Source organism: Polymorphospora sp. NPDC050346 (genome assembly GCF_040655695.1).
GTDB lineage: Bacteria > Actinomycetota > Actinomycetes > Mycobacteriales > Micromonosporaceae > Polymorphospora > Polymorphospora lycopeni.
In genome coordinates, this window is sequence record NZ_JBFAKM010000010.1 from 26,585 (window position 1) to 52,723 (window position 26,139).

General features: G+C 73.3%; 16 protein-coding genes. 4 read left to right on the forward strand and 12 right to left on the reverse strand.

Features of this window, described 5'->3' with window-relative positions:
- Positions 1-5: 5 nt before the first annotated feature.
- From AB0I42_RS12760 to AB0I42_RS12785, 6 genes are read right to left on the reverse strand one after another with little or no spacing between them, the layout of a single operon-like run.
- Complete coding sequence (locus AB0I42_RS12760; RefSeq protein ID WP_357536858.1) at positions 6-1,112, reverse strand: acyl-CoA dehydrogenase; 1,107 nt, start codon at positions 1,110-1,112, stop codon at positions 6-8.
- Positions 1,109-2,266, reverse strand: a complete 1,158-nt coding sequence (locus AB0I42_RS12765) for an acyl-CoA dehydrogenase family protein (RefSeq protein WP_357536859.1) — start codon at positions 2,264-2,266, stop codon at positions 1,109-1,111. Before AB0I42_RS12765 ends, AB0I42_RS12760 begins: the two co-directional genes overlap by 4 nt.
- Positions 2,266-9,456, reverse strand: coding sequence for an amino acid adenylation domain-containing protein (locus AB0I42_RS12770; RefSeq protein WP_357536861.1), 7,191 nt, complete (start codon positions 9,454-9,456; stop codon positions 2,266-2,268). The genes AB0I42_RS12765 and AB0I42_RS12770 overlap by 1 nt, the downstream gene beginning before the upstream one ends.
- Positions 9,457-9,472: 16 nt before the next feature.
- The gene (locus AB0I42_RS12775) at positions 9,473-12,094 is read right to left on the reverse strand and encodes an amino acid adenylation domain-containing protein (protein ID WP_357536862.1); all 2,622 of its coding nucleotides are present in this window, start codon (positions 12,092-12,094) and stop codon (positions 9,473-9,475) included.
- 19 nt (positions 12,095-12,113) lie between these two features.
- Entirely contained in the window at positions 12,114-15,413 is a 3,300-nt protein-coding gene (locus tag AB0I42_RS12780) for an amino acid adenylation domain-containing protein (protein WP_357536863.1), read from the reverse strand.
- Between the two features lie 24 nt (positions 15,414-15,437).
- On the reverse strand, positions 15,438-15,641 hold the full coding sequence (locus tag AB0I42_RS12785) for an MbtH family protein (protein ID WP_357536865.1): 204 nt from the start codon (positions 15,639-15,641) through the stop codon (positions 15,438-15,440).
- A 712-nt stretch (positions 15,642-16,353) separates the two neighbouring features.
- Here AB0I42_RS12785 and AB0I42_RS12790 point away from each other — a divergent pair.
- Positions 16,354-17,082: an AzlC family ABC transporter permease gene (locus AB0I42_RS12790; protein ID WP_357536867.1), complete on the forward strand. Its 729-nt coding sequence runs from the start codon at positions 16,354-16,356 to the stop codon at positions 17,080-17,082.
- Complete coding sequence (locus AB0I42_RS12795) at positions 17,079-17,387, forward strand: AzlD domain-containing protein (RefSeq protein ID WP_357536869.1); 309 nt, start codon at positions 17,079-17,081, stop codon at positions 17,385-17,387. The genes AB0I42_RS12790 and AB0I42_RS12795 overlap by 4 nt, the downstream gene beginning before the upstream one ends.
- Here AB0I42_RS12795 and AB0I42_RS12800 read toward each other — a convergent pair.
- From AB0I42_RS12800 to AB0I42_RS12820, 5 genes are all read right to left on the reverse strand, one after another.
- Complete coding sequence (locus AB0I42_RS12800; RefSeq protein WP_357536871.1) at positions 17,372-17,839, reverse strand: hypothetical protein; 468 nt, start codon at positions 17,837-17,839, stop codon at positions 17,372-17,374. The two genes, AB0I42_RS12795 and AB0I42_RS12800, sit on opposite strands and share 16 nt — an antisense overlap.
- Positions 17,836-18,978 carry a molybdopterin-dependent oxidoreductase gene (locus AB0I42_RS12805; RefSeq protein WP_357536873.1) on the reverse strand — a complete coding sequence of 381 codons (1,143 nt, stop codon included), beginning with the start codon at positions 18,976-18,978 and terminating at the stop codon, positions 17,836-17,838. The genes AB0I42_RS12800 and AB0I42_RS12805 overlap by 4 nt, the downstream gene beginning before the upstream one ends.
- Before the next feature lie 13 nt (positions 18,979-18,991).
- Positions 18,992-19,588, reverse strand: coding sequence for a class I SAM-dependent methyltransferase (locus tag AB0I42_RS12810; RefSeq protein ID WP_357537148.1), 597 nt, complete (start codon positions 19,586-19,588; stop codon positions 18,992-18,994).
- A gap of 41 nt (positions 19,589-19,629) precedes the next feature.
- Positions 19,630-20,370 (reverse strand): DUF2064 domain-containing protein, encoded by a 741-nt coding sequence (locus tag AB0I42_RS12815; protein ID WP_357537150.1) that lies wholly within the window; start codon positions 20,368-20,370, stop codon positions 19,630-19,632.
- Between the two features lie 65 nt (positions 20,371-20,435).
- The gene (locus AB0I42_RS12820) at positions 20,436-21,086 is read right to left on the reverse strand and encodes a glycosyltransferase family 2 protein (RefSeq protein WP_357536875.1); all 651 of its coding nucleotides are present in this window, start codon (positions 21,084-21,086) and stop codon (positions 20,436-20,438) included.
- Between the two features lie 399 nt (positions 21,087-21,485).
- Between AB0I42_RS12820 and AB0I42_RS12825 the strand changes: the two genes are divergently transcribed.
- On the forward strand, positions 21,486-22,859 hold the full coding sequence (locus tag AB0I42_RS12825; RefSeq protein ID WP_357537152.1) for a hypothetical protein: 1,374 nt from the start codon (positions 21,486-21,488) through the stop codon (positions 22,857-22,859).
- 860 nt (positions 22,860-23,719) lie between these two features.
- Complete coding sequence (locus AB0I42_RS12830; RefSeq protein WP_357536877.1) at positions 23,720-24,700, forward strand: hypothetical protein; 981 nt, start codon at positions 23,720-23,722, stop codon at positions 24,698-24,700.
- A 96-nt stretch (positions 24,701-24,796) separates the two neighbouring features.
- Here AB0I42_RS12830 and AB0I42_RS12835 read toward each other — a convergent pair whose 3' ends face one another.
- Complete coding sequence (locus AB0I42_RS12835) at positions 24,797-25,915, reverse strand: M14 family zinc carboxypeptidase (protein ID WP_357536879.1); 1,119 nt, start codon at positions 25,913-25,915, stop codon at positions 24,797-24,799.
- Positions 25,916-26,139: the final 224 nt, after the last annotated feature.

Genomic DNA, 26,139 nt, shown 5'->3' on the forward strand with positions numbered 1-26,139 from the left:
CCTCGTCACCTGAGTTGTTCGCGCAGCAGCGGCAGCACCTCGGCGCGAAGCTGCGTCGGCGAGCCGAGCCACAGCGACTCGATCGCCGCCCGGCGATGGAACAGATGTGCGTCGTGGTCGTTGACCAGGCCGGACGCGCCGTGCACCTGCAACGCTTCGGTGGTCATCGTACGGGCCAGATCGGCGGCCGTGGCAAGGCAGCGCGCGGCGGCGGGGCGCGTGTCGCGACCCTGGTCGGCATCGCGGGCCGCGTCGAGGGTGAGCAGCCGGGCGGCGTCGAGGTGGATGGACAGCTCGGCGAGCCGGAACGCGATCGCCTGGAACCGGCCGATCGGTTGCCCGAACTGCTGCCGCTGGCGGGCGTACGCCACGGCGAGGTCGAACGCGCCCCGGGCCAGCCCGACGAGGTAGCCGGCCTGGCGGATCCGGGCCGTCGCGAGCGCGCGGGACCAGCCTGACCCGTCGGCGCTCCAGACGGCCGGTGTGCCGGTGAGCCGCACGTGGTGCAGTTCGCCCTGACCGAGTTCCTCGTGGCGGCGGACGGTGACCGTCGGATGGTCGCGGGGCACCAGCGCGATCCGGGGCCCGTCGTCGGTCGTACCGACCACGAGCAGGTGGTCGACCTCGGCGGCGAAGCCGACGAACCGGCGTTCGGCGTGGATGCCGCCGGTCGTCGGGTCGACGGTCATGGCGCCGGGGTCGGCGGGGCTCGCCGCCCCGTCGGCGCGTACGGCCAGCGCGATGCCGCCGTCGCCGGGCAGGTCCCGCCCGTCCCGGGCCAGCAGGTCGGCGGCGGTCACGGTGTCGAGCAGCGGCCCCTGGTAGAGGGCGGCGCCGAGCCGCTCGGTGATCGCGACCAGCTCCTCGTGGCCGCCGACCGGCGAGTCCGCGACCGGTGCCGGGCCGGCCCCGTCGGCCGCCGGCCCGGCGGTGTCCGGCGGCGGCCCGGTCAGCCCGAGCCCGACCAGGCCCTGCCAGATCATCGCGCGGATCGCCGGGTTGTCGTCGGTCGACCCGTTGTCCGGCCGGGGCCGGTAGGCCATCCGCCGTACCATCGCGGTCAGGTCGGGGTCGAGGAACTCCGCGAGCGCGTGCACCCGGGTCGTGGTCACGTCAGCAGCTCCAATCCCTGGGTGGCGACGACGTACAGCATGATCTGGGAGGTGCCGGCCGCCAGGGTGAGTCCGGGCGCCTCGCGGTAGGCGGCGTCGACGATGCCGTCGGCCGGGGCGTCGGCGTCGCGGGCGTCGAGCACCCCGTCGAGGCCGGTGAACTCCGGTGCCAGGACCGCCAGCTCCTTGAACACCTCGGTGACGTGCCACTTGGCGGCCGACGACTGCACGTCGTCGGGGCGGCCCTCGACCAGGTTGGTCACGCACCGCCAGGCGAGCAGCCGCGCCGCCCGGACCCGCGCGGTCAGGTCGAGCAGGCGGTGCGCGTACGCCGGGTCGTCGAGCCGGCCGGTGGCCGCCGCCTGCCGCAGCACCGTGTCGAGCAGCCGCTGCGCCTTGGCCGCCGTGTCGACGCCGGTGCGCTCCAGGCCCAGGAAACGGTTGACGGTCTGCCAGCCCTCGTCGACCTCGCCGAGCACGTCGTCGGCGCCCACCCGTACGCCGTCGAGGGTGACGTCGACCATCCGGTCCTCGGTGAGATTCCACATCGGACGCATCGTGACCGCGAGATTCCGCAGCGGCACCAGGAACAGTGTGATGCCGTGGTATTTCACGCCCGTGTCGGTGGTCCGGACGGCGGCCACCGCGAAGTCCGCGAACTGCGTCTTCATGCTGAAGATCTTGCGGCCGAACAGCCGCCAGCCGCCGTCGCCGTCCGGCTCGGCCCGGGTCCGCAACGAGCTGAGGTCCGAACCCACCCCGGGCTCGCTGAACAGCACCGCGGCCGACGTCTCGCCGCGGGCCAGCCCGGGCAGCAGCCGGGCGCGCTGCGCGTCGGTGCCGAAGAGCGCGATGGCGAGCCCGACGATGTCGACGCTCAGCCCGTGCGTCACGTCCGGCACCCCGTGCCGGATCAGCTCCTCGGTGACGATCGCCTTCTCGACCATGGTGGCGCCGAGTCCGCCGTACTCCACCGGCCAGTTGGGGGCCAGCCAGCCGCGTTCGCCGAGCCGGCGGTAGACGTCGAGCAGTTCCGGCTCCTCGCCCCCCGGCAGCCGGCGGCACCGGGCCACCGCCTCGACCACGTCCTCCTCGCACAGCAGCGCGCAGACCTCGGCCCGGAACTTGTCCTGCTCCGGGGTGAACAACGGCATCATTCGGCACCTCCGGGGTCGGCCTGGTCGAGGCCCGCGCGCAGGGCGCGCGCCAGCTCCGGCAGGTTCGGCGGCTGCAACATCGTGTAGTGGTCGCCGGGCACCGTCCGCCGGTCCAGGCCGCCGGCCGCCACCGCCCGCCACCGGTCGAGGTCGTCGGCGGGCTCGTCGGCCGCGCTGAGCAGCAGCACCCGCCCCGGGTACGGCCGCGGCCGGTGCCGTAGCAGCGCCCGGTAGTTGGCGGTGAAGACCCGTACCCGGGTGGCGAGTTCGTCGGCGAGCCCGCCCGGCACCAGGTCGGCGACGGCGGCGAGCACCGCAGCGACCTGTTCGGCCTCCGGCCGGCCGCGAAGCTGCCCGGGATCGACGGCCGGCGGCCGCGCGCGGGCGATGCCGGCCAGGTCGCGGACGAACCAGGCCAGCAGGTCGGCGTGGTCCGGCTCGTCCGACCCGTCCGGCAGCCCGGTGTCCAGGGCGGCGACCAGCGCCACCCGCTGCCCCCGCTCCCGCAGCTGGTGGGCCATCTCCAGCGCGACCGCGCCCCCCAGCGACCAGCCGCCCAGGTGGTATGGCCCCGCCGGCTGCTGCCGCTGGACCGCCGCGACGTAGGCCGCCGCCGTCGCGGCGATCGAGGTGCCGGGGGTGCCGCCGTGCAGGGCCGGGTCCTCCAGACCGTAGAACGGCTGGTCCGGTCCGAGCAGCCCGGCCAGCCGGACGTACGGGGCGACCGAGCCGCCGACCGGGTGGACGAAGAACAGTGGCGGCCGGTCGCCGGTGGTCACGATCGGCACCAGCGGGCTGGCCGGGCGGGTGCTCCCCGCACCGGCCGGGCGGATGGCTCCGGCACCGGCCGGGCCGAGGGTGCCGGCCATCGCCTCCAGCGTCGGCGCCGCGTAGAGACTGCGCGGGTCGAGGGCGACGTCGAAGACCCGCCGTACCTCGGCGGCCAGCCGCACCAGGTCCAGCGAGTTTCCGCCGAGGTCGAAGAAGTTGTCGCGGACCCCGATCCGGTCGGCGGCGATCCGGTCGGTGCCCAGCACCCCGGCCCAGATTCCGGCCAGGTCCCGCTCGGCCGGGTTGCGTGGCGCGACGTGTTCCCCGCCGATCTCGTGCCGTGGCTCGGGCAGCGCCTTCCGGTTGGTCTTGCCGTTGCCGGTCAGCGGGATCGCGTCCAGCCGGACCAGGATCGCCGGCACCATGTACGCCGGCAGCCGGGCCGCCAGGTAGGACCGCAGCGCGGCCTCGTCGTACCCGGTCCCGACGACGTACGCGACCAGCCGGGGGTTGCGGGCGTCGCCGCGTACGACGACGACGGCGTCGGTGACGTCCGGGTGGCCGGCCAGCACGGTCTCGATCTCGCCGAGTTCGACCCGGAAGCCGCGGATCTTCACCTGCTGATCGGCCCGGCCGAGGTATTCCAGCGTCCCGTCGGACCGCCAGCGTGCCAGGTCGCCGCTGCGGTAGAACCGCCCGTTCCCGGCCGGCACGAACCGTTGCGCGGTCAGCTCGGGCCGGCCGAGATAGCCGTACGCGACGCCCGGGCCGCCGACGAGCAGTTCGCCCCACACCCCGATCGGGGCCGGCCGGCCGGCGGCGTCGACGACCCGTAGCGGCAGGTCGGGGATCGCCACCCCGATCGGGCTGGCGGAACGGGCCAGCAGTTCCCGGGACAGCACCTGGTAGGTGGTGTGCACGGTGGTCTCGGTGATGCCGTACATGTTGACCAGCCGGGGCCGCTCCTCGCCGTGCCGGTCGAACCAGCGCAGCACCGAGTCGACGTCCAACGCCTCACCCGCGAAGATCACCGTACGCAGCGCCAGCTCGTCGGACGGCCCGCCCCACTCCTCGTCCGCGGCGACCAGCTGCCGGAACGCGGCCGGGGTCTGACCGAGCACGGTCACCCGCTCGCGGCGCAACAACTCGTGGAACCGCTCCGGTGAACGCGTCTCCCAGTACGGCACCACGACCAGCCGGCCGCCGTGCAGCAGCGAGCCCCACAGCTCCCACACCGACACGTCGAACGCCGCCGAGTGGAACAGGGTCCAGACGTCGTCCGGGCCGAAGTGGTACCAGTGCCGCGTGCCCCGCAGCAGCCGTACGACGTTGCGGTGCGGGATCATCACCGCCTTCGGCCGGCCGGTGGAGCCGGAGGTGTAGATCAGGTAGGCGAGGTCGGCGCCGGTGACCGGGGTGACCGGCGCCTGCCCGTCCGGCAGGTCCTCGACGGACACCCGCTGGTGGTCGCCGGCCGGTAGCTGCGTGCCGGGCAGGGTCAACACCGTCCGGACCCCGGAGTCGGCGAGGATGTGGGCCATCCGGTCGGCCGGCTGGTCGGGGTCGACCGGCACGTACGCCGCCCCGGCGCGCAGGATGCCGAGGATGCCGGTGACGAGGTCGGCTGTCCGCGGCAGGCAGACCGCGACCAGGTCGCCCGGTCCGGTGCCGAGTTCCGCCAGCTTCGCCGCCACCCGGCCGGCCTGCCGGTCGACCTCCCGGTAGGTCAGCCGGATGTCACCGGCGACCACGGCGACGTTGTCGGGCGTGCGCCGTACCTGCTCGGCGAAGAGCTGGTAGAGGGATTCGTCGGCGGGGAAGTCGGCCCGCTTCGCCCCCCAGCCCTCCAGCGCCGCGTGTTCGGCGGCGGACAGCGGGTCGAGCCCGCCGACCGGACCGTCGGGTGCGTCGACCGCCTGCGCGTAGACGGCGGCGAGGTGGTCGAGCAGCCGGCCGATCCGGTCGCCGTCGAACAGCTCGGTCGAGTATTCGACGTTGAGGTCGACGGGACCGGCGCCGGGGTCGACGGCGGAGATCGCCAGGTCGAATCGGGCCCGGTCCCAGTCGAAACCGACCGGTTCGACGACGGTGCCGCCCAGCCGCAGTTCGCCGCCGGCGACACCGCTGGTCTGCAACGTGAACGACACCTGGAAGAGCGGGTTGCGGCCCGGTACGCGTTCCGGCCGCAACGTGTCGACGAGGGTGCCGAACGGCACGTCCTGGTGCGCGGTCGCGCCGAGCACGGTGTCCCGGCAGCGGTGCACCAGCTCCCGGAAGGTCGGGTCGCCGGCGACGTCGGTGCGCAGCACCAGGGTGTTGGCGAAGTAGCCGACGAGGGGTTCGATCTCCGACCGGGTCCGCCCGGAGAACACCGAGCCGACCACGAGGTCGCCCTGGCCGGTGTGCCGGTTGAGCACGACCAGGAAGCCGGCCAGCAGCACGGCCAGGAACGACGTCTGCTCGGTGCGGGCCAGGTCCCGCAACCGGTCGGCGAGGTCCGCCGGCACCCGCCGGTCGGCCAGCGCGCCGGCCCCGGTCGGCTGGGCCGGCCGGGCCCGGTCGGTCGGGAACTCCAGCTCGGGCAGGTCGGCGAGGCGCTGCCGCCAGTAGCCGAGCTGCTGGTCGAGCAGGTCGCCGTCGAGGGTGCGCCGCTGCCAGGCGGCGTGGTCGGCGGGCTGGACCGCGAGCGGGGCCAGCGTGGCGCCGCCGCCGGTGCGGGCCGCGTCGTAGAGGGCGGGCAGTTCGGCGGTGACGACCCCGACCGACCAGCCGTCGGCGATGATGTGGTGCAGCACGACCAGCAGCACGTGGTCGTCGTCGGCCAGCCGGGCCAGGCAGGTCCGCAGGCCGGAGCCCGTACCGAGGTCGAAGGGGAGCCGGGCCTGGTCGGCGACCCAGCCGGCGAGCCCGGCCGGGTCGGTGCCGGTGACCGGCAACGGCCAGTCGGCCGGCGCCGGGTCGATCACCTGGTGCGGTACGCCGTCGCGCGCGACGAACCGGGTCCGCAGCGCCTCGTGCCGGCCGACCAGGCCGGCCAGCGCCCCGCGTAGCGCGGTCACGTCGAGGTCGCCACGCAGCCGCAACGCGATCGGGATGTGGTAGACCGGCGACGCCGGGTCGAGCTGGTGCAGGAACCACAGCCCTTCCTGCTGGTGCGACACCGGCAGCGGGCCGGCGCGGTCCACCGGGGCGATCCGGTCGCCGGCCGTGGCCTCCCCGCCGTCGACCAGCTTGCCGAGCTGCTCCAGGGTCGGGTGGACGAAGAGCTGGCGCGGGTCGACGGTCACCCCGAACCCGTCCCGGATGCGGGAGATGAGCTGGGTCGCCTGGAGCGAGTTGCCGCCGAGGTTGAAGAAGCTGTCGTGCACCCCGACCGAGCCGGCGTCGACGTCGAGCAGCCCCTGCCAGATGTCGGCGAGCCGCCGCTCGGTGTCGGTCTCCGGTGGGGCGTCGCGGCCGCCACGGACCGGTTCGGGCACCGGCAGCCGGGCCTCGTCGACCTTGCCGGAGGCGGTGAGCGGCAGCTCGGCCAGCGTCACCACCGTGGCCGGCACCATGTGCAGCGGCAGCCGGTCGGCGAGGTAGCCGCGCAGTTCCTCGTCGCGCGGCTCCTGACCCGCCTCCGGTACGACGTAGGCGGCGAGGTACGCCTGCGGGGTGCCCGGTTCACGGACCACGACCGTGCACTGCCGGATCGCCGGATGCCCGTTGACGGCGTGCTCGATCTCGCTCAGTTCGATGCGTAGGCCGCGGATCTTGACTTGTCGGTCGACGCGGCCGACGAATTCGATGTTGCCGTCGGTGCGCCAGCGTACGACGTCGCCGGTGGCGTACATGCGTTGGCCGGGTTGGGTGGTGAAGGGGTCGGGGAGGAATTTTTCGGCGGTGAGGTCGGTGCGGCCGAGGTAGCCGTGGGCGAGTCCGTCGCCGGCCATGTAAAGCTCGCCGGGCACCCCGACCGGCACCGGCCGCAGCCGCCGGTCCAGCACGTAGGCCCGCTGGTTGCCCATCGCCCGGCCGATCGGCGGCTGCCCGGTCAGCGGCTCGTCCGGGCACCGGTAGTCGGTGCAGGTGATCGTGACCTCGGTCGGTCCGTACCCGTTGTGGAACTCCAGGCCCGGCCGCTGCCACCGGTTGACCAGTTCCGGCCCGTACGCCTCCATGCCGATGAACAGCACCCGCAGGTCGACCAGCGGCCCGGGGTCGAGCAGCCGCAGTACGGCGGGTGGGATGTCCCCGAACGTGATCCGCGCGTCGCGCATCAGCTCCTGCAACCGGTCCGGGTCGAGCAGCGTGCTGCGCGGGGCACCGACGACCGTCGCGCCGGCCGACAGGGTGGCGAAGAAGTCGGAGACGCTGACGTCGAAGGTGGGGTTCGCCAGTTGCAGCACCCGGTCGTCGGGTCCGAGCTTGAAGAGTTCGCGCATGTTGCGGCAGAAGTTGACGATGGCGCGGTGGGGGACCATGACGCCTTTGGGGCGTCCGGTGGAGCCGCTGGTGTAGATGACGTAGGCGGTGTCTTCGGGGTGGATGTCCACTGTGGGTGGTGTGGTGGGTTGGTTGGCGGTGTGGTCGGTGTCGAGGGTGATGGTGTGGATGTGGTGGGGGAGTCGGTGGGTGAGGTCGGTGGTGGTGACGACGGTGGTGACGTGTGCGTCGTGGAGTTGGTAGGCGAGTCGGTCGTCGGGGTATTGGGGGTCGAGGGCGAGCCAGGCGGAGCCGGCTTTGAGGATGGCGAGTTCGGCGACGGGTAGGTGGAGTCCGCGGTCGAGTAGTAGTGCGGTGACGGTGCCGGGTCGGGCGCCGGTGTGTACGAGTTGGTGGGCGAGTTGGTTGGCGCGGCGGTCGAGGTCGCGGTAGGTGAGTTCGGTGCCCTCGAAGCGCATGGCGGTGTGATCGGGCTGGGCGGTGGCGCGCTCGGTGACCAGGTCGTGCAGCAGCGCGGCGGACCGCTCCACCGGAGCCGGGTTCCACTCCTCGACCATCCGCCGCCGCTCGTCGTGGCCGGTCACCGGCAGGTCGCCGATCCGGGTGTCCGGCTCGGCCAGCGCCCGGCGCAGGACCACCTCGAAGTGCTCCACCAGCCGGTCGATCCGGTCGGCGTCGAACAGTTCGGTGGAATACTCCACCAGCGCGTCGATGCCACCGCCCGGCTTCTCCACGACGGCGAACGCGATGTCGAACCGGGCCCGGTTCCAGTCGATGTCGACCGGGCTGACCGCGACGTCGCCGAGCCGGAAGTCACCGCTGACCCCGGCCGCCTGCAACGTGAAACTGACCTGGAAGAGCGGGTTGCGGCCCGGCGAGCGGTCCGGGTTCAACGCGTCGACGACCAGCCCGAACGGCACCTCCTGGTGCGCGGTCGCACCCAGCACCGTGGCGTTGCAGCGCCCGACCAGCTCGCGGAACGTCGGGTCGCCGGCGACGTCCGTACGCAGCACCAGCGCGTTCGCGAAGTAGCCGACCAGCGGCTCGGTCTGCGACCGGGTACGCCCGGAGAAGACCGAGCCGACCGCCAGGTCGTCCTGCCCGGTGTAGCGCTCCAGCACCACCAGGAACCCGGCGAGCAGCACGGCCAGCAGCGACGCCTGCTCGCCGAGCGCCAGCTCCCGCGACGCGGCGGCGACCCGGTCGGGCAGCTCCCGGCGCATCAGCGCACCGGCACCCTTCGGCTGTGCCGGATGCGGCCGGTCGGTCGGGAAGTCCAGCGCCGGCAGGTCCCGCAGGTTGTCCCGCCAGAAGTCGAGCTGCCGGTCCAGCCGCTCACCGGTCAGCCACCGGCGCTGCCAGGCGGCGTGGTCGGCCGGCTGGATCGCCAGCGGCGGCAGCGCGGCGGCCCGTCCGGCGCGGGCGGCGTCGTAGAGTTCGGCCAGTTCGGCGGTGAGCAGACCGACCGACCAGCCGTCGGCGACGATGTGGTGCACCACCAGCAGCAGCACGTGCTCGTCGTCGGCGAGCCGGGCCAGCCAGGTGCGCAGCATCGGGCCGCGCTCCAGGTCGCTGGGTTGCTGGACCAGGTCGTTGACCCAGTCGCCGAGCCGGGCCTCGTCGAGGTCGGTGACCGGCACCGGCCAGTCGTCCGGTGCCGGGTCGACCACCTGGTACGGCACACCGTCGCGGCTGCCGAACCGGGTCCGTAGCCCCTCGTGCCGCCCGGCCAGGGCGGCCAGCGCCCGGCGCAGCGCACCGACGTCGAGGTCGCCACGCAGCCGCAACGCGAAGATCACGTGGTAGACCGGCGAGGACGGGTCGAGCTGGTGCAGGAACCAGAGCCCTTCCTGGAGGTGCGAGACCGGAAGCGGTCCACCGTCGCGCGGCACCGGAGTGATCCGCTCCTGCTCCGCCTCCAGCGCCCGGCGCTGCTTGAGCCGCAGTTCGAGCAGTGCCCGCCGCTTCTGGTCGATCGAGGTGGTCATGTCGCGCTCCAGAGGGTCAGCCGGCTCCGCCGAGCAACTTGTGGATCTCCGCGTCGGACAGGCCGGCGATCTCCGCCTCGAGCGCGTCGAGTTCGGCCGCGTCGAGCTGCTGCCGTACCGCCTCGTCGATCTGGCCGGCGAGACGTTCGAGGGTCGGATGGGTGAAGATCTGCCGGGCTTCGAGGCTGATCTGGAACGCGTCCCGGACCCGGGAGATGATCTGGGTGGCCTGGAGCGAGTTGCCGCCCAGCTCGAAGAAGTTGTCCCGCGCGCCGATCCGGTCGGCGGTGATCCGGTCGGTGCCGAGGATGCCGGCCCAGACCGCGGCCAGCGTCTTCTCGGTCGCGGTGGCGGGCGGCGTGAAACCGGCACCGATCTCGTGCCGGGGTTCGGGCAGTGCTTTGCGGTCGGTCTTGCCGTTGCCGGTCAGCGGGATGGCGTCCAGCCGGACCAGGTGGGCCGGCACCATGTACGCCGGCAGCCGGGCGGCCAGGTGCGCCCGTAGCGCCGCCTCGTCGTATCCGGTGCCGACGACGTAGCCGACCAGCAGCGGATTGTCGGCCTCGCCGCGTACGACGACGACGGCGTCGGTGACTCCCGCGTGGTCGGTCAGGGCGGTCTCGATCTCGCCGAGCTCGATGCGGAAGCCGCGGACCTTCACCTGCTGGTCGGCCCGGCCGAGGTATTCCAGCGTGCCGTCGGACAGCCAGCGGACGAGGTCGCCGCTGCGGTAGAGCCGGTCGCCGTCGGCGGGTACGAACCGCCGCGCGGTGAGTTCGGGCCGGCCGAGATAGCCGTAGCTGACGGCGGGGCCGCCGACGAGCAGTTCGCCCCACACCCCGATCGGGGCCGGCCGGCCGGCGGCGTCGACGACGCGGACCGGCATGTCGGGGAGAGCGACCCCGATCGGGCTGGCGCACCGGGCCAGCAGCTCCCGGGACAGCACCTGGTAGGTGACGTGGACGGTGGTCTCGGTGATGCCGTACATGTTGACCAGCCGGGGCCGCTCCTCCCCGTGCCGGTCGAACCAGCGCCGGACCGAGTCCGGGTCGAGGGCCTCGCCGACCAGCACCACGACCCGCAGGGCCAGCTCGCCGGCGTCCGGGCGCCGTTCGTCGACCGCCACGAGCTGCCGGAACGCGGCCGGGGTCTGCTCGAGCACGGTGACCCGTTCGTGGCGCAGCAGCTCGTGGAAGCGTTCCGGCGAGCGGGTCTCCCAGTACGGCACGACGACCAGCCGGCCGCCGTAGAGCAGGGCTCCCCACAGTTCCCAGACGGAGGCGTCGAAGGCCGCGGAGTGGAAGAGCGTGTGCACGTCGGTGTCGTCGAAGTGGTACCAGTCGTCGGTGGCGCGCATCAGCCGTACGACGTTGCCGTGCGGGATCATCACCGCCTTCGGCCGGCCGGTGGAACCGGAGGTGTAGATCAGGTAGGCGAGGTCGGCACCGGTGACCGCCGCGACCGGCCCCTGCTCGTCCGGCAGGTCCGCCATGGACACCCGTACGTGCCCGCCGGCCGGCAGCGCGAAGTCGGCCGGTGCCAGCACCGCCTTCACCCCGGAGTCGGCGAGGATGTGGGCCATCCGGTCGGCCGGCTGGTCGGGGTCGACCGGCACGTACGCCGCCCCGGCGCGCAGGATGCCGAGGACGCCGGTGACGAGGTCGGCCGTCCGCGGCAGGCAGACCGCGACCAGGTCACCGGCTCCCACGCGCAGCCGGGCGAGGCGGGCGGCGACCCGGCCGGCGGCGGCATCGAGTTCGGCGTAGGTGAGGTGGGTGTCGCCGGCGGTGACGGCGATGTTGTCCGGGGTGCGCCGCACCTGGTCGGCGAAGAGCCGGTAGAGGGATTCGTCGGCGGGGAAGTCGGCGCGTCCGGCGCCCCACGCCGCCAGGGTGGCGCGTTCGTCGGCGCCCAGCGGGTCGATTCCGCCGACCGGCTCGTCGGGTGCGTCGACAACCCGCGCGTAGACGGTGATGACGTGGTCGAGCAGGCGGGTGATCCGGTCGCCGTCGAACAGGTCGGTGGCGTATCCGGCGTGCAGCCCGAGGCCGCCGTCCCCGGCGTCGACGACCACGACCTCGAGGTCCGGCGCGGCCCCGTCCGGCCCGGTGTCGCCCGCCGCCGTTCCGGGCGGGGCGGCGGCCACCCCGAAGGCGACCTGGAAGAGCGGGTGACGGCCGGGTACGTGTTCCGGCGCGAGCGCGTCGACCAGGATGCCGAACGGTACGTCCCGGTGCGCGGCGGCGTCGAGCACGGTGTCCCGGCAGCGGTCCACCAGCGCCCGGAAGGTCGGGTCGCCGGCCAGGTCGGTACGCAGCACCACCGGGCCGGGGCCGGCCGACCCGCCGCCGGCCTCACCGGCGCCGACCCGCGCACCGACCACGAGGTCCTCCTGCCCGGTATGCCGGTTCAGCACGACCAGGAAGCCGGCCAGCAGTGCCGCGTCGAACGACGACGGCCGCGTACCGGCCAGGGCCCGCAGCTCACCGACGAGGACGGCCGGGATCTCCCGGGCCGCCCACGACCGGGCGCCGGTGGGACGGCTCGGCCGTGGCCGGTCGGTCGGGAACTCCAGCTCGGGCGCGTCGGCCAGCCGCTGCCGCCAGTAGGCGAGCTGCCGGCCGTGCGAGTCGGTCATGTCGCGCTCCATCCGCCGATCAGCCGGCTTCGCCGAGCAACTTGTCGATTTCCTCTTCGGACAGGCCGGCGATCTCCGCCTCGAGCGCGTCGAGTTCGGCCGCGTCGAGCCGCGGCTGGGCCGCCTCGTCGATCTGGGCGGCGAGCTGTTCGAGGGTCGGATGGGTGAAGATCTGCCGGGCCTCCAACGTCACCTCGAACCGGTCCCGGATGCGGGAGATGAGCTGGGTGGCCTGCAGCGAGTTGCCGCCCAGTCCGAAGAAGCTGTCCACGGCTCCGATCCGCTCCACGCCGAGCAGGGTCCGCCACACGTCGGCGAGCCGGCGCTGGGTGTCGGTCGCCGGCTCGGCGAACCCGGTGCGATCCGGGGTGGGGTCGGGCAGCCGCCGGTGGTCGACCTTCCCGGTCGGGCTGAGCGGCAGCTCGGCCAGGGTCAGCAGCGCCGACGGCACCATGTGCAGCGGCAGCCGGTCGGAGAGGAACCGGCGTACCTCGTCGAGGTCGACGTCCTGTCCGGTCTCGGGTACGACGTATCCGGCGAGGTAGGCGTCCGGGGTGCCGGGGTCGCGCACGGCCACCACGCCCTGCCGTACGCCGGGGTGGTCGGCGAGCACGTGCTCGATCTCGCCGAGTTCGATGCGTAGGCCGCGGATCTTGACTTGTCGGTCGACGCGGCCGACGAATTCGATGTTGCCGTCGGTGCGCCAGCGTACGACGTCGCCGGTGGCGTACATGCGTTGGCCGGGTTGGGTGGTGAAGGGGTCGGGGAGGAATTTTTCGGCGGTGAGGTCGGTGCGGCCGAGGTAGCCGTGGGCGAGTCCGTCGCCGGCCATGTAAAGCTCGCCGGGTATGCCGATGGGTGCCGGGCGCAGGTTGCGGTCGAGGACGTAGGCGCGCTGGTTGTCCATCGCCCGGCCGATCGGCGGGGCGGCGTCCAGGTTGTCGCTCGGGCACAGGTAGTCGGTGCAGGTGACGGTGACCTCGGTCGGACCGTAGCCGTTGTGGAACTCGCGGCCGGGCCGGCGCCACCGGTTGACCAGCGCGGCGGGGAACGGCTCCATGCCGATGAACAGCGCCCGCAGGTCGACCAGCGGCTCGGGGTCGAGCAGTCGCAGTACGGCCGGCGGGATGTCGATGAAGGTGATCCGCTCGTCGCGCATCAGTTCCTGCAGCCGGTCCGGGTCGAGCAGCGTGGTCCGGGGCGCACCGACCAGGGTCGCCCCGGTCGTGAAGGTGGTGAAGAAGTCCGAGACGCTGACGTCGAACGACGGGTTGGAGAACTGCAGCACCCGGTCGCCGGGTCCGAGCTTGAACAGCTCGCGCATGTTGCGGCAGAAGTTGACGATGGCGCGGTGGGGGACCATGACGCCTTTGGGGCGTCCGGTGGAGCCGCTGGTGTAGATGACGTAGGCGGTGTCTTCGGGGTGGATGTCCACTGTGGGTGGTGTGGTGGGTTGGGTGTCGGGGGTGTCGGTGTCGAGGGTGATGGTGTGGATGTGGTGGGGGAGTCGGTGGGTGAGGTCGGTGGTGGTGACGACGGTGGTGACGTGTGCGTCGTGGAGTTGGTAGGCGAGTCGGTCGTCGGGGTATTGGGGGTCGAGGGCGAGCCAGGCGGAGCCGGCTTTGAGGATGGCGAGTTCGGCGACGGGTAGGTGGAGTCCGCGGTCGAGTAGTAGTGCGGTGACGGTGCCGGGTCGGGCACCGGTGTGTACGAGTTGGTGGGCGAGCTGGTTGGCGCGGCGGTCGAGGTCGCGGTAGGTGAGTTCGGTGCCCTCGAAGCGCATGGCGGTGTGATCGGGCTGGGTGGCGGCGCGTTCGGTGACCAGGTCGTGCAGCAGCGCGGCGGACCGCTCCACCGGCTCCGGATTCCAGTCGGCCAGCACCGACGACAGCTCCGCCCGTGGCAGCAGCGTCAGGTCGTCGACCCGGACGGTCGGGTCGGCCAGCGCCTCGGCGAGCACCGTCGTGAAGTGGTCGACCAGCCGGTGCGCCCGCTCGGCGTCGATCGTCTCGGTCGAGTGCTCCACCCACAGCCGCAGTTCGCCGTCCGCGCCGTCGAACAGCATGAACGTCAGGTCGAACCGGGACGTGCCGACGTGCACCGGCACCCGCTCCACCGCCAGGTCGCCGAGGCGGAACTGGGTCGCCATGGTGGCACCGGTGAGCGCGATGCAGACCTGGAAGAGCGGGTTGCGGCCGGCCACCCGCTCCGGCTTGAGCGTGTCGACCACCGCCCCGAACGGCACGTCCTGGTTGGAGATGCTGTCCAGCACCGTCTCGTTGCACCGGCGTACGAGGTCGCCGAAGGTCGGGTTGTCGCCGACGGCGGAGCGCAGCACCACCATGTTCGCGAAGTAGCCGACCAGTGGCTCGATCTCCGAGCGGGTGTGGCCGTGCAGCACGCCGCCGATGGCGATGTCGTCCTGCCCGCTGTAGCGCCGCAGCACCGCCAGGTAGGCCGCGTACAGCACGGCGAGCAGGCCGACGCCGTGGTCGCGGGCGAACGCCCGGGTCGCCTTGGCGACGTCGGACGGCAGCGTGGTGTTGAAGTCGGCACCGGCGCCGGTCGGGGTCGCCGACGGCGGCCGGTCGAGCGGGAAGTCGAGGTCCTCCGCGCCCTCGAGCTGCTCACGCCAGTAGGCGAGCTGCTTCTCGCCGACCTCCTCGGCCAGCCAGCGCCGCTGCCAGGCCGCGTGGTCCGCCGGCTGGATCGCCAGCTCCGGCAGGTCGAGGGTCCGGCCGGTGACGGCGGCGTCGTAGCGGTCGGCCAGTTCGGTGGTGATCAGGCCGACCGACCAGCCGTCGATGACGATGTGGTGCATCAGCAGGAGCAGCACGTGGTCGTCGGGCGCGACCCGCAGCAGCGGCGTCCGGAACATCGGGCCGCTCTCCAGGTCGAACGGCACCCGGGCCTGCTCCTGGACCCACTCGTGGACCGACCGGTCCCCGGCGTCGACGACCGTCAGCGGCCAGTCGTCCGGTGCCGGGTCGATCACCTGGTACGGCACCCCGTGGTCGTTGCCGAACCGGGTGCGCAGCCCCTCGTGCCGTACGACCAGCCCGCGGAGCGCCTCGCCGAGCGCGGCCAGGTCGAGCGCGCCGCGCAGGCGCAGCGCGAACGGCTGGTTGTAGGCCGGGGACTTCGGCGTGAGCTGCTGCACGAACCACAGGTAGCGCTGCTGCTCCGAGACGGCCATCTTCTCCTCGCGCGGTACCGGCACGATGCGTTGCCGCTGCGCCTTCTCCGCCAGCCGCTGCCGGATCTTCATCTCCAGCAACGCGCGCTTGATCTCGCCCGGGTCCCGCACACCCGCCGTCATCTCGTGCCCCTTCCGTGCCTGTGCTCAGCTGTTGCGCCGGGCGCTCAACGGACGCAGGTCGGTCCACACCCGCGCGATGTGGGCCAGGCATTCGTCCTTCGGGCCAGTGACGCCGACCGTCCGCCAACCGGCGGGGATCTCCCGACCCTCCGGCCAGATCGAGTACTGCTCCTCGTGGTTCACCACGACCGCGTACCGGGTGTCGTCCCGCTCGTCGGAATCGGTCATCTCGGATCTCCCTTACGTGGTGCCGCTCGACCGTGCTCCGCGGCCGTGGCGGTCCCGGCGACCACCACGTACGCGCCGGTCACCGTGGGGCGTGCGCACCGCCCGGCCGGTGGCCGGGGGCGCCCACGGCCGTGCCGGTCGCGGGCGCGGACGCGGCCGGGACCTGGCTGTCGGATCACGGGCACGGCGGTACGCCGGACGGCGGCGAGCCTCCGTGTGGTGTGTTCGGTTCTACCGGGACCTGCTGCGTGACGTGGCGCAGCCGGTCGAATCCCCTGCCGGGCGAAGCTATCTCGGTATTCGGACCACTGTCAATATTGATCGACTTGGCTGTCTGCTGTCGCTGTGGTGTGGGGTGGCGTCTGCGCTGCTCATGATGACCGTGTCGGTTTCCGGGGGGCCGGTAGCATTTTTAGAGCGTCGATGTCTCTCGATGAATCACGTGTCGTGACGTCGCCACATCATGTTGACCGGTTTGTAAGTTCGGTACGATTGATGATCGATTTCGATGCCGATCGGTCGGTATTGTCGCGATCCTCCGGCTCGGAAGTCTGGCCCGCTTTCGAGGGTCGGGCGTCGTTGTCCGACGGGGTTTGGTGAGTCGACGACACATCAATCGATGATGACGGACATCGATTGATGTGTTGTCATTGGTCAGATGTCGCGCGGCAGGGACCGGGTGATCCACCGCTGACTGTTAGTCTCCAGCCTCATGGAATCCGAGCCGGCATCGGACACCGGCGGAACCCGCCCGGCGGCACTATCCGAAACCCCCCGCCAGCGCCTGGTCGCCGGGCTCCGGGTCGGCGTCGGGCTGGCCCTGGCCGCGTTCATGCTCGCCGTCACCTTCGGCGCCCTCGCCCGGTCCGAGGGCTGGGGAGTGATCGCCCCGATCGTCTGCTCACTGGTTGTCTTCTCCGGCTCCGCGCAGTTCGCGCTCGCCGCCGCCCTCGCCGGCGGTGGCGGCATCCCGGCGGCCGTCACCGCCGCCGCCCTGATCAACGCGCGGTTCATCCCGATGGGCGTCGCGGTCGCCGGTGACCTGCGCGGCGGCCGGCTGCGCCGGGCCATCGAAGGCCAGGCCGTCGTCGACGCCTCCTGGGTCGCCGCGCACCTCGGCGGCGGCCGCTTCGACCGCTACCGGCTGATCGGCGCCACCATCGTCCAGTGGCCGGCGTGGGTCGCCGGCACCGCCCTGGGCGTCGCCCTCGCCCCGCCGGAAAGTCTGGTGGAAACCCTCGGCCTCGACGTCATCTTCCCGGCCTTCTTCCTGCTGCTCCTGCTCGACGAACTACGCGGAGCACGCCCCAGCCGCTTCGCCGCCGCCATCGGCGGTGTCGTCGCCGCCGGCCTGGTCCTCGTGGTTCCGACCGGCCTCGCACTGCTCGGATCCACCGCCGGGGCACTGCTCGGCCTGCGCGGAAAGGGAAAGCAGTCATGAACCTGTGGCTGGCCATCATCGCCGTCGCCGCGGTGAGCTTCACCTTCAAGGCGATCGGCCCCGCCCTGCTCGGCGACCGGGAACTGCCGCCCGCCGCCCGCAATGTCATCGCACTGCTGGCACCCGCCCTGCTCGCCGGGCTGATCGTCGTGGAGGTCCTCGGCCCGAAGTGGACCGGCGTCGACTGGACCCTGCTGGTCGGCCTCGCCGCCACCGCCGCCGCCTGGGCGTGGCGGGCACCGATGCTGCTCGCCGTACTCGTCGGGGTGATCGCCACCGCGCTCGCCCGTCAACTGCCGTTCTGAGCCGACCGCCGGGCCCGGCGGCGCCGGCGCAGCGCCACACCGGCGGTCACCGCGAACAGCAGCGCCCACACCGCCCCCAGATACGCCAGCAGACCCGGGAGGTAGTCCCGGTCGTCCAGCCCCGGATTCGGCGGCGCCGCCGACGGGCGGGTCAGCAACGGCGTACCGACCAGCAGCAGCGTCCCCGTGGCGAACAGGCCGACCACCACCATCGTGCGCCACGGCCGGGGCAGCAGCCGGGCGACCAGCACACCGGTGACCGCCACCAGCGGCGCCAGCAGCAGGTCGTGCGCCGGCGGACCGGTCACCAGCCACGCCGCCACGGACAACAGCACCGCCGGCGTCCACTCGACCTCCCGCGCCAGCAGCCAGCCGCCGTACCCCATCACGGCCGCCCCGACCGCGGCCAGCGCCACCCGTACCCCGCCCGGCCGCCCCCGGCCGGCGGTCACGGCAACACCCGCAGCACGGCGACCCACTTGGTCTGCAACACCCCCGGCCGGGTCGCGGCGATGATCCGGCACGGATAGCCGTGGTCCAGGCTCAACTCCTCGCCGTTGAGCCCCAACGCGAGCAGGGTCAGCCGGTCCCGGACGTGGTCCGGCAGCAACAGGCTCTCCCGGTACGTCCCCACGGCCTCCAGCGACTCCACCCGCACCCGGCCGGTCGGGGCACCGACCGCGGCGAGCAGATCGGCGACGACCACCCCGGTCCACACCGCCGACGCGCTCCACCCCTCCACACACGCGATCGGCAGCCGTACGGTGTGCTGCGGCAGCGCCGCCAACTGGTCCCGGGAAAGCTCCCGGCGGCCACCGGGCCACTCGACGGCCAACCGCCAGTCGGCGCCGACCCGCGCCACCCCGGCCGCGGTCGCACTCCGGTTGATCGGCAACCCCTGCGGTCCCCGCGACGCCCGCCAGCTCAGCGGCGACACCCGGTACAGCCACGGCACCGTCGCCCCGGCCGTCGCCACCACCGCCGCCAGCGCGGCGAACCCGCTGGCCGAGAGCAGCCCGCGCCGGCTCAGCCCGGACACCCCCGGCGCCGGCCGCCCCACCTGCCGACGCAACCCGTCGCGGATCTTCGGCAGCTTCACCGCGACATGGACCAGCAGCGCCCCGACCGCCACCCAGGCCACCGCGTAGTGCGTCGGCACGAACCGGAACAACCACGGGTACGACTGCGCGCTGTTGAACATCCCGGTGGCGAGCTGGAAGAACGCCGCGCCGATCAGCACGAACAGCGACGCCCGCTCCAGCGCGTGCCCGACCGACCGGAGCACCGGCCGGGCGAACAGCCTCGGGTAGACGCTCCACAGCTTGGCCAGCAGCAGTGGTACGGCCGCGATCCCGCTCAGCACGTGCACACCCTGCGTGACCCGGTAGAGGTTCACCGGCCGGGTCGGCCACCACGAACCGTGCTGGGCGACGTGCGAGAGCACACCGGTGACGAAACACAACCCGAACGCCACCCCGAGCAGCACACCGAGCCGGGCGGCCACCCGTACGTCGTGACCCTCGGCGCGGAAGTCCTCCTCCCGCGGCAGCCGGAGGTGAGGTCTGCCGGTGACCTCGCCGCGCCCGGTCACGCGCCCACCCCGGTCACGCCGGGGCCAGCTCGGCGAACCAACGGTCCTCGTCGCACAGCACCACCCCGATCACCAGCGGCGTGTCCACCACCAGCGCCGGCAGCGCGTCCAGGCCGACCCGCGCCCACTCGAACGGCACCCCCTCACCACGCTGGTGGTGCAGCCGCGACCAGCCCCGCCACAGGCCGCTGCCGGGCTCGTCGACCTCGACCACCACCGTGCCGCCCCGGCGCAGCAGGCCCGCGCAGCGGCGCAGCAGCGCCACCGGGTCGCCACCGATACCGAGGTTGCCGTCGGCGAGCAGGACATGCCGCCAGCGCCCCTCGTGCGGCAACCGGTCGAAGACGCTGCGGCACAACGCCGCCGCCCCGCGCTTCCGGGTCAACCGGACAGCCCGCGGCGACGTGTCGATACCCAGCGCCGGCAGGCCCCGGGCCACCACCTCGGCACTGAGCCGCCCCGGCCCGCAGCCGACGTCGAGAACCGGCCCCGCGCACCGGTCGATGAGCCGGCGCATCACCGGCTCGGCGGCGCCGTGCCACCGGTGTACCGGCAGCACGGTCTGCCGGCCGTCGCCGTCGACCCGGTCGCAGCGCAGCCCGGTGAGCACGGCCGCGTACCCGTCGGCGACCGTGCCGGCGGTGCGTGCGGTCACCAGGCCGCCAGGCGGGGCGCCGTCGCCGGACGGTCCGCCACCGGTACGGTCGGCACCGCCCCGACCGGGGCCGCCGACACCTCCGGTGCGGTGACCGCGCGCACCGCCGCCGCGAACCTGCCGTCGGGTACGGCGGCCGCCACCGCCACCGCGTCCGCCATCGTGTCCACATCAGACAGACTCGGCAGGATGCCGACCGGCAGCTCCCGCCCGTGCAGCGCGGCCAGCGTCCGGTCGGCGGTGTCCGGCCGCGACATCGCAACCCCGCGCAGCACCTCGGCGTGCGCCGGATCGCACAGGCCGAGCGCCCACCAGCCGCCGTCGTGGGCCGGACCGAGCACCGCCGGGACACCACCCGCCAGCCGGTCCAACGAGTCGGTCAGCATCGCCACCGTCACCTGCGGGGTGTCCATGCCGATCTGCAACACCGCCGACCCCGGATACCGGTCCGCGGCGTCGGCGTGCGCGGCGGCCAGCCGCTCCGACAGCTCCCTGCCCCGCTGGGCGAGCACCGTCCAGCCGTCCAGCGCCCCGACGATCGGCCCCGATCCGACCCCGTCGGACAGTTCGCCCTCCAGCGCCAGCACCGGCACCACGTCCGGCACCGCCGACACCACCTCGATGGTGTCGAGCAGCGCCGCCGCGGCGATCCACGCCGCCTGCTCCGGGCTCGCCGGCGGGGACAACCGCGTCTTGACCCGTCCCGGCACCGGAGCCTTCGCGACCACCAGCAGCACCGCCGGGCCGCCGGTCCCGGCCGGCGGCTCCCGATGCCCCGAAGCCGGTGGCGGGCCCGACCGGCTCACCACAGCACCCGCGCCATGTCGCGGGCCGCCCGCAGGCTGCCCCGCACCGAACCGGAAACCTTCGAAGTCGTGCCCGCCGCGCGGGGACGGTACGCCACCGGCCGCTCCACGATCCGCCAGCCGGCCCGTCCCGCCCGCGCCAGCAGCTCCAGCGGATAGCCGAACGCCCGGTCACGTACGTCCAGCAGCAGCAGGTCACCACGCCGCGCCGCCCGCACCGGACCGATGTCACGCACCGGCAGCCCCCGCCGCCGCATCAACGCCGCGAGCATCGCGTTCCCGACCCGGGCGTGCCACGGCCACGCGCCCCGCCCGACCGGCACCCGCCGGCCGACGGCCAGATCCGCGGCACCACCGGTCACCAGGTCCACCAGCATCGACAACCCCTCCGGATCGATCGAGCCGTCCGCGTCGAGCACGCAGACGACATCGGCGTCGGCGGCCCGCAGCCCCGCGTCCACCGCGGCGCCGTAGCCGCGCCTCGGCTCGACCAGCACCGTCGCGCCCGCCCGGGCGGCGACCTCCGGCGACCCGTCCCGGGAACCGTTGTCGACCACGATCGCCCGGTAGCCCCGGGGAATCCGGCGCAGCACGTCCGGCAGGGCCGCCGCCTCGTCCAGGCAGGGCAGCACCACGTCCACGGTCATGGCGGACCCTCGCTCCGCTCGGGCCGCCCTGACGATCGGCTGGGCGGGCTGATTCCCTCGCTGCGCTCGGTCATGGCAGACCCTCGCTCCGCTCGGGCCGCCCTGACGATCGGCCGGGCCGGTTGATTCCCTCGCTGCGCTCGGTCATGGCAGACCCTCGCTCCGCTCGGGCCGCCCTGACGATCGGCCGGGCCGGCTGATTCCCTCGCTCCGCTCGGTCATGGGCGCGAGTTAGCCGTTTCCGTGCCGGCTAAACGCCGGGGCGGCGCTTCGGAGGTTCCGGCCCGGTCGTACCCGGCGCACCGTTACCGTGACCGGGTGCGCCAGGCGCCGACGGACCGTACCGGTGCGGCGGCCCGGAACGGCCTCCGCGCCGACGTCGTCGCGGCCGGCGCCGCGCTGCTCCTGGTCGCGGCCGCCGTCGCGGTCGGCTGGTGGCTGAACCGGCGCCACGTGCCGATCTACGCCGGCAGCGCCCCGCTCTTCGCCACCCCCGGCCCGCACGTCGGCATCGGCACCGTGCTGGCACCCCTGGTCGCCGCCGCGGTCGTCGGCTGGCTGCCCCGGCTCGCCGACCGGCTCGGCTGGCGCCGCCTGCTGCTCACCGCGTACGTCGCCGCGCTCGCCTGGATCCTCTCCCTCGCCATGATCGACGGGTGGCGGGACGGCCTGACCAGCCGCCTGACCGGCGACGCCGAATACCTCATCGACGTACCCGGGGTCACCGACATCCCCGTCATGCTGCGCACCTTCACCGACCGCATCCTGGACTTCCAGCCGGACTCCTGGCACACCCACGTCTCCGGGCACCCGCCCGGCGCGCTGCTCGTCTTCGTCGTCCTCGACCGGATCGGCCTCGGTGGCGGCACGGCCGCGGCCCTGCTCTGCGTCCTGGTCGGCGCGCTCACCGCCGTCGCCGTACCGGTGACCCTGCGGGCGCTGGGCGACGAGCCCGCCGCCCGGGCCGTACTCCCGTTCGTGGTCCTCTTCCCCGGCGCGGTCTGGCTCGGCGCGTCCGCCGACGCGATCTTCGCCGGGGTGACCGCCACCGGCGTCGCCGCGCTCGCCGTCGCCGGCCGGCGACGCGGCCCCGTCCTCGCCCTGGCCGCCGGCGTGCTTCTCGGCTACGGCATCTTCCTCTCCTACGGGCTGGTCCTGATGGCCCCGATCGCGCTCGTCCCGGCCCTGGTGTCGCGCCGGCTGCGGGCCACCCTGTTCGCCCTGGCCGGCGCGGTCGCGGTCGTTGCCGTCTTCGCCGCCGCCGGCTTCTGGTGGTACGACGGCTACCGGCTCGTCGTCGAGCGCTACTACCAGGGCATCGGCCGGGAACGGCCGTACGCCTACTGGGTCTGGGCGAACCTGGCCACCCTCGTACTGGCGGCCGGTCCGGCCACCGCCCCGATCCTGCGCCGCGCCGTCGTCGCCCTCGGCCCGGCCGCCCCCGGGGAGCCCGGCGGTGCAGGGTGGGATGGCCGGGCCGGCGGTTCCGGGGCACCGCGGCACGCGCGGCCGGCTTCGCCCGGTGCCGTCCGCCGGTTTCTCGGGCGGCTGTCGACCGGCCCGGTCGCGCTGCCGCTGGCGGCGGTGGTCGCGATCGTCGCGGCGGACCTGTCCGGGCTGAGCAAGGCCGAGGTGGAGCGGATCTGGCTGCCGTTCGGCGTCTGGCTGATGGCCGGCGCCGCCCTGCTCCCGGCACGCCACCGGCGCTGGTGGCTAGTCGCGCAGGCGGTCACCGCGCTCGCGGTCAACCATCTCGTCCTGACCGTGTGGTGACCGTGCCGCCCGCGGTCCTTGATCGACGAACCCCGGCCCGGGCACGGCCGGCGCGGGACGAGGTGGCTGACGGGGGATGAGGCGCTGGCTGGGATGAGGCGGCGGGCGGGGGATGAGGCGGCTGGCGGGGCGGTACTGCTGTTGCGGCCCACAGCGAATTCGGCGTACAAACAGCGAATTCGCTGTGGAGCGCGACAGCAATAGGTGGCCGCTGCCCACCCGCTGCACACCCCCGCTTGGGCGACCGTCGGGCCATGGCCGGGCCGCACCTGTCGCGACGTCCGGCCCGGCGGACACCGCGCCGGAAAGTGGTCGGCCGGGTGGGCGTCGCGCGGGCACCGGCCGGGTGGGCGGCCATCGTCCGGGCACCGGCTGGCTGGGCGGGCGTCGGGCGGGCACCGCCGGCTGAGCGGGTACCACGTGGGGAGCGGCCGACCAGGCGGGCATCGGGCCGGGGAGCGGCCGGCCTCCGGAGTGGCGAAACGGCCCCACGAACAGGTGGAGGTAGTCGAACTCCCCGTCCAGCCCGTCGACCCGAGCAAGGTTGGGCAAAACTCGAGCGCGGCGACCGCCTCTGCCGGCGCACCCAGCAGGTGTGCTCGGCACCCAGGGCGGACGCCCATCTTCTGCGCGACCGTCCTGCCAATTGTCCGCGCCGTGCCCGAACACCAGGGCCGGCCACCGACAGGAAACCCGGCCTGCCGGGTAGCGGTGGCACGGTCGTCTCGTCGACATGTTCGGCGAGGAGCCGTCGGTCGGTCGTCCACTGTGCGCGGCGCCGCCGCTCGGCTAGCGTCCTGACCACCGATCCGGGCGACGGTGGGATGCCCGGATCTTCTCCGTGACACCGAGGAGCCGGGATGGATCGAGCAAAGCTGCGCGGGCTCGCGACGCTGGTCGTACCGCTGCTGGTCGCCGTCGTGGCGGTCGGACCACCGGCGTACGCCGCCGACCCGCCCGGCCTGAGTATCCGGACGAAGGTCGTCGACGGCGCCACGGCCACACCGGTACGCGACATCTGCGTCTTCGCCGTCCCGGTGCTGACCTTCCGCCTTCCGGACACCTGCCCGCAGCGCAGCGACGTCGCCGGACAGGTGACCGTCACGGTGCCGGAACCCGGCTCGTACAACCTCTTCGTGCTGCCGGATTCCGGGAGCCGGTACGGCGCGCAGTGGGTGGGACCGGCCGGCGGCACCGGAGCGCAGCAGGGCGCCCGCCGGATCACGCTCGCCGCCGGCGAGGCCAAGTCCGTACCGATGATCCGGCTGGACCGGCGGGCGGTCATCAGTGGCCGGGTGGGCCCGGCGGCGGGGGAGGGCACCGTCGGCATCGTCGGCCCCGACCCGTACGGCCGGGTCGATCCGCGTTACGCGCCGATCGCCGCCGACGGTACGTTCCGGATCGACTGGCTCGGCCCGTACGGGTGGCCGCTGCTGTTCCGTACGGATCATCGTCCGTACCAGTGGAGCGGTAACGTCGGCAACCGGCTGCTGGCCGACCTGGTGCCGGCGACCGTCGGCGAGCCGGTTCCCGGCTACCACCACCTCGACCAGGGTGCCCTGGTCACGGTCAGTGTTCCGGAGCCGCCGCCGGTCGGTGGCCGGCTGGTGGTCCGCAACGCGGTGACCCAGGACCCGATCGGTGTGGCCGACCGGGTCAGTCCGTGGGCGTTCGCCCCGGTGATGGAGATCCTCGGTGGCCAGCAGGTCAAGATCCAGTGCCTGTGCGGTGACACGGTCCGCTGGCACGGTGGCACCGACTTCGCCAGCGCGACCCCGGTCGTGATCCGTACGCACCAGCCGACGTTGGTCGTCCTGGCCGACCCGCCCGCCGTGAGCTGACCCCCGGCCGGCTTTCCCGCAACGAGAAGCCGGGACCACCGGCGGCGGCCGTCCGGAGACGGTCACCGCCGGTGGTCCCGGCGCGGTACGGGTGGATCAGAACTCACACTGCTGCGGGAACTTGTCGCAGGTCTGGATCGTGGCGCCCCGGGCGGGGATGTCGGCCCAACGGTTGGCGTCGACCGTGGCCAGCGATCCGTCGGCGATCGCGTCGGTGATCGCCCACAGGCCGTTGACGTTCTGCTTGATGATGTAGCCGCTGCTCTTGTGGCCGATCCCGCCGCGCGACTCGAAGAACATCGCGCTGGTCCGCCAGTTGGCGTACTCGCCGCGCGGGCCGGGGCCGTTGAGCATCGACGCCGAGGTGACGCCCTCGGGGATGTTGATGTACGGGTAGCGGGTCACGTTGACCACGCCGCTCTTGCCGGCGGCGTCGGCGGCCACCACGCCCATCCGGCGGACCGCGTCCCACTGGGCCGGCTGGAGCATGCCGGGGTCGAGCGAGATGCCGACCGAGAAGGTGGTCATCTCGTCGGTGTCACCGACGTAGTAGGTGCCCTGGTGGTGCAGGTCGATCATGTAGTGCGGCAGGAAGTCGGCCCACGCGTACCAGAACGCCTGTGACTCGACGGCGCGGTGCCGGGTGTAGTTGTTGTAGGTGTTCTCCGACAGCGGCGGCTGGCCGAGCGAGGCGCGGACCGAGTTGAGCTGGTCGAAGATCGGTCGGTCGACGCCCCAGTCGCGGTTGAGGTCGACGCGGTGCACCTGCTCCTGCCGCTGGTACGCCTCGAAGCCGTCGGGGTTGTAGAGCGGGATGACGGCGAAGGTGATCTCCTCGAGGACCTCGCGGGCGTGCTTACCGCCCGAGACCAGGGTCTTCAGGAAGTCCAGGGAGGCTTCCGCGCCGTACGGCTCGTTGCCGTGGATGCGGCCCTGGATCCAGATCCGGGTCTCGCCGGTGCCGATGTAGGCGACCTGGAGCGGCCGGCCCTGGCCGCTGCGGCCGATCTCCTCCACCCGCAGCGCGCCCTTGCTGCGGGCGGCGAGTGAGTGGAGGGTGCTCTCGACCTCGGCGGCGCTGAGCATCGACGCGCGGTTGACGGTGTTCTGGTTCGGGGGGACGAACGGCCCGTCGGCGTTGGCGACGCCGGGCACGAGTGCCGTGGCGAGCAACATCGGGGCTACCAGGAGGAGATTGCGGCGCGTTCTGAACACGGTGACGTTCCCTTCTGAGGGTTGTCGCGGATGACAGGTCTGCGAGCGCCGGGGTGATGGCGTCGCCGTACTGGCACCCAGGACCGACCGGAGCCCGCTGACCAGGCATCCCGGACGTTGGAGATCATCTAACAATGGACGATCATGATCGTCAACGGCCAACATCGGCCGCGGTGCTTTGTCGATCTTCAGGGGATCTGTGCTGTCTGGGCCCCTGGTGACCA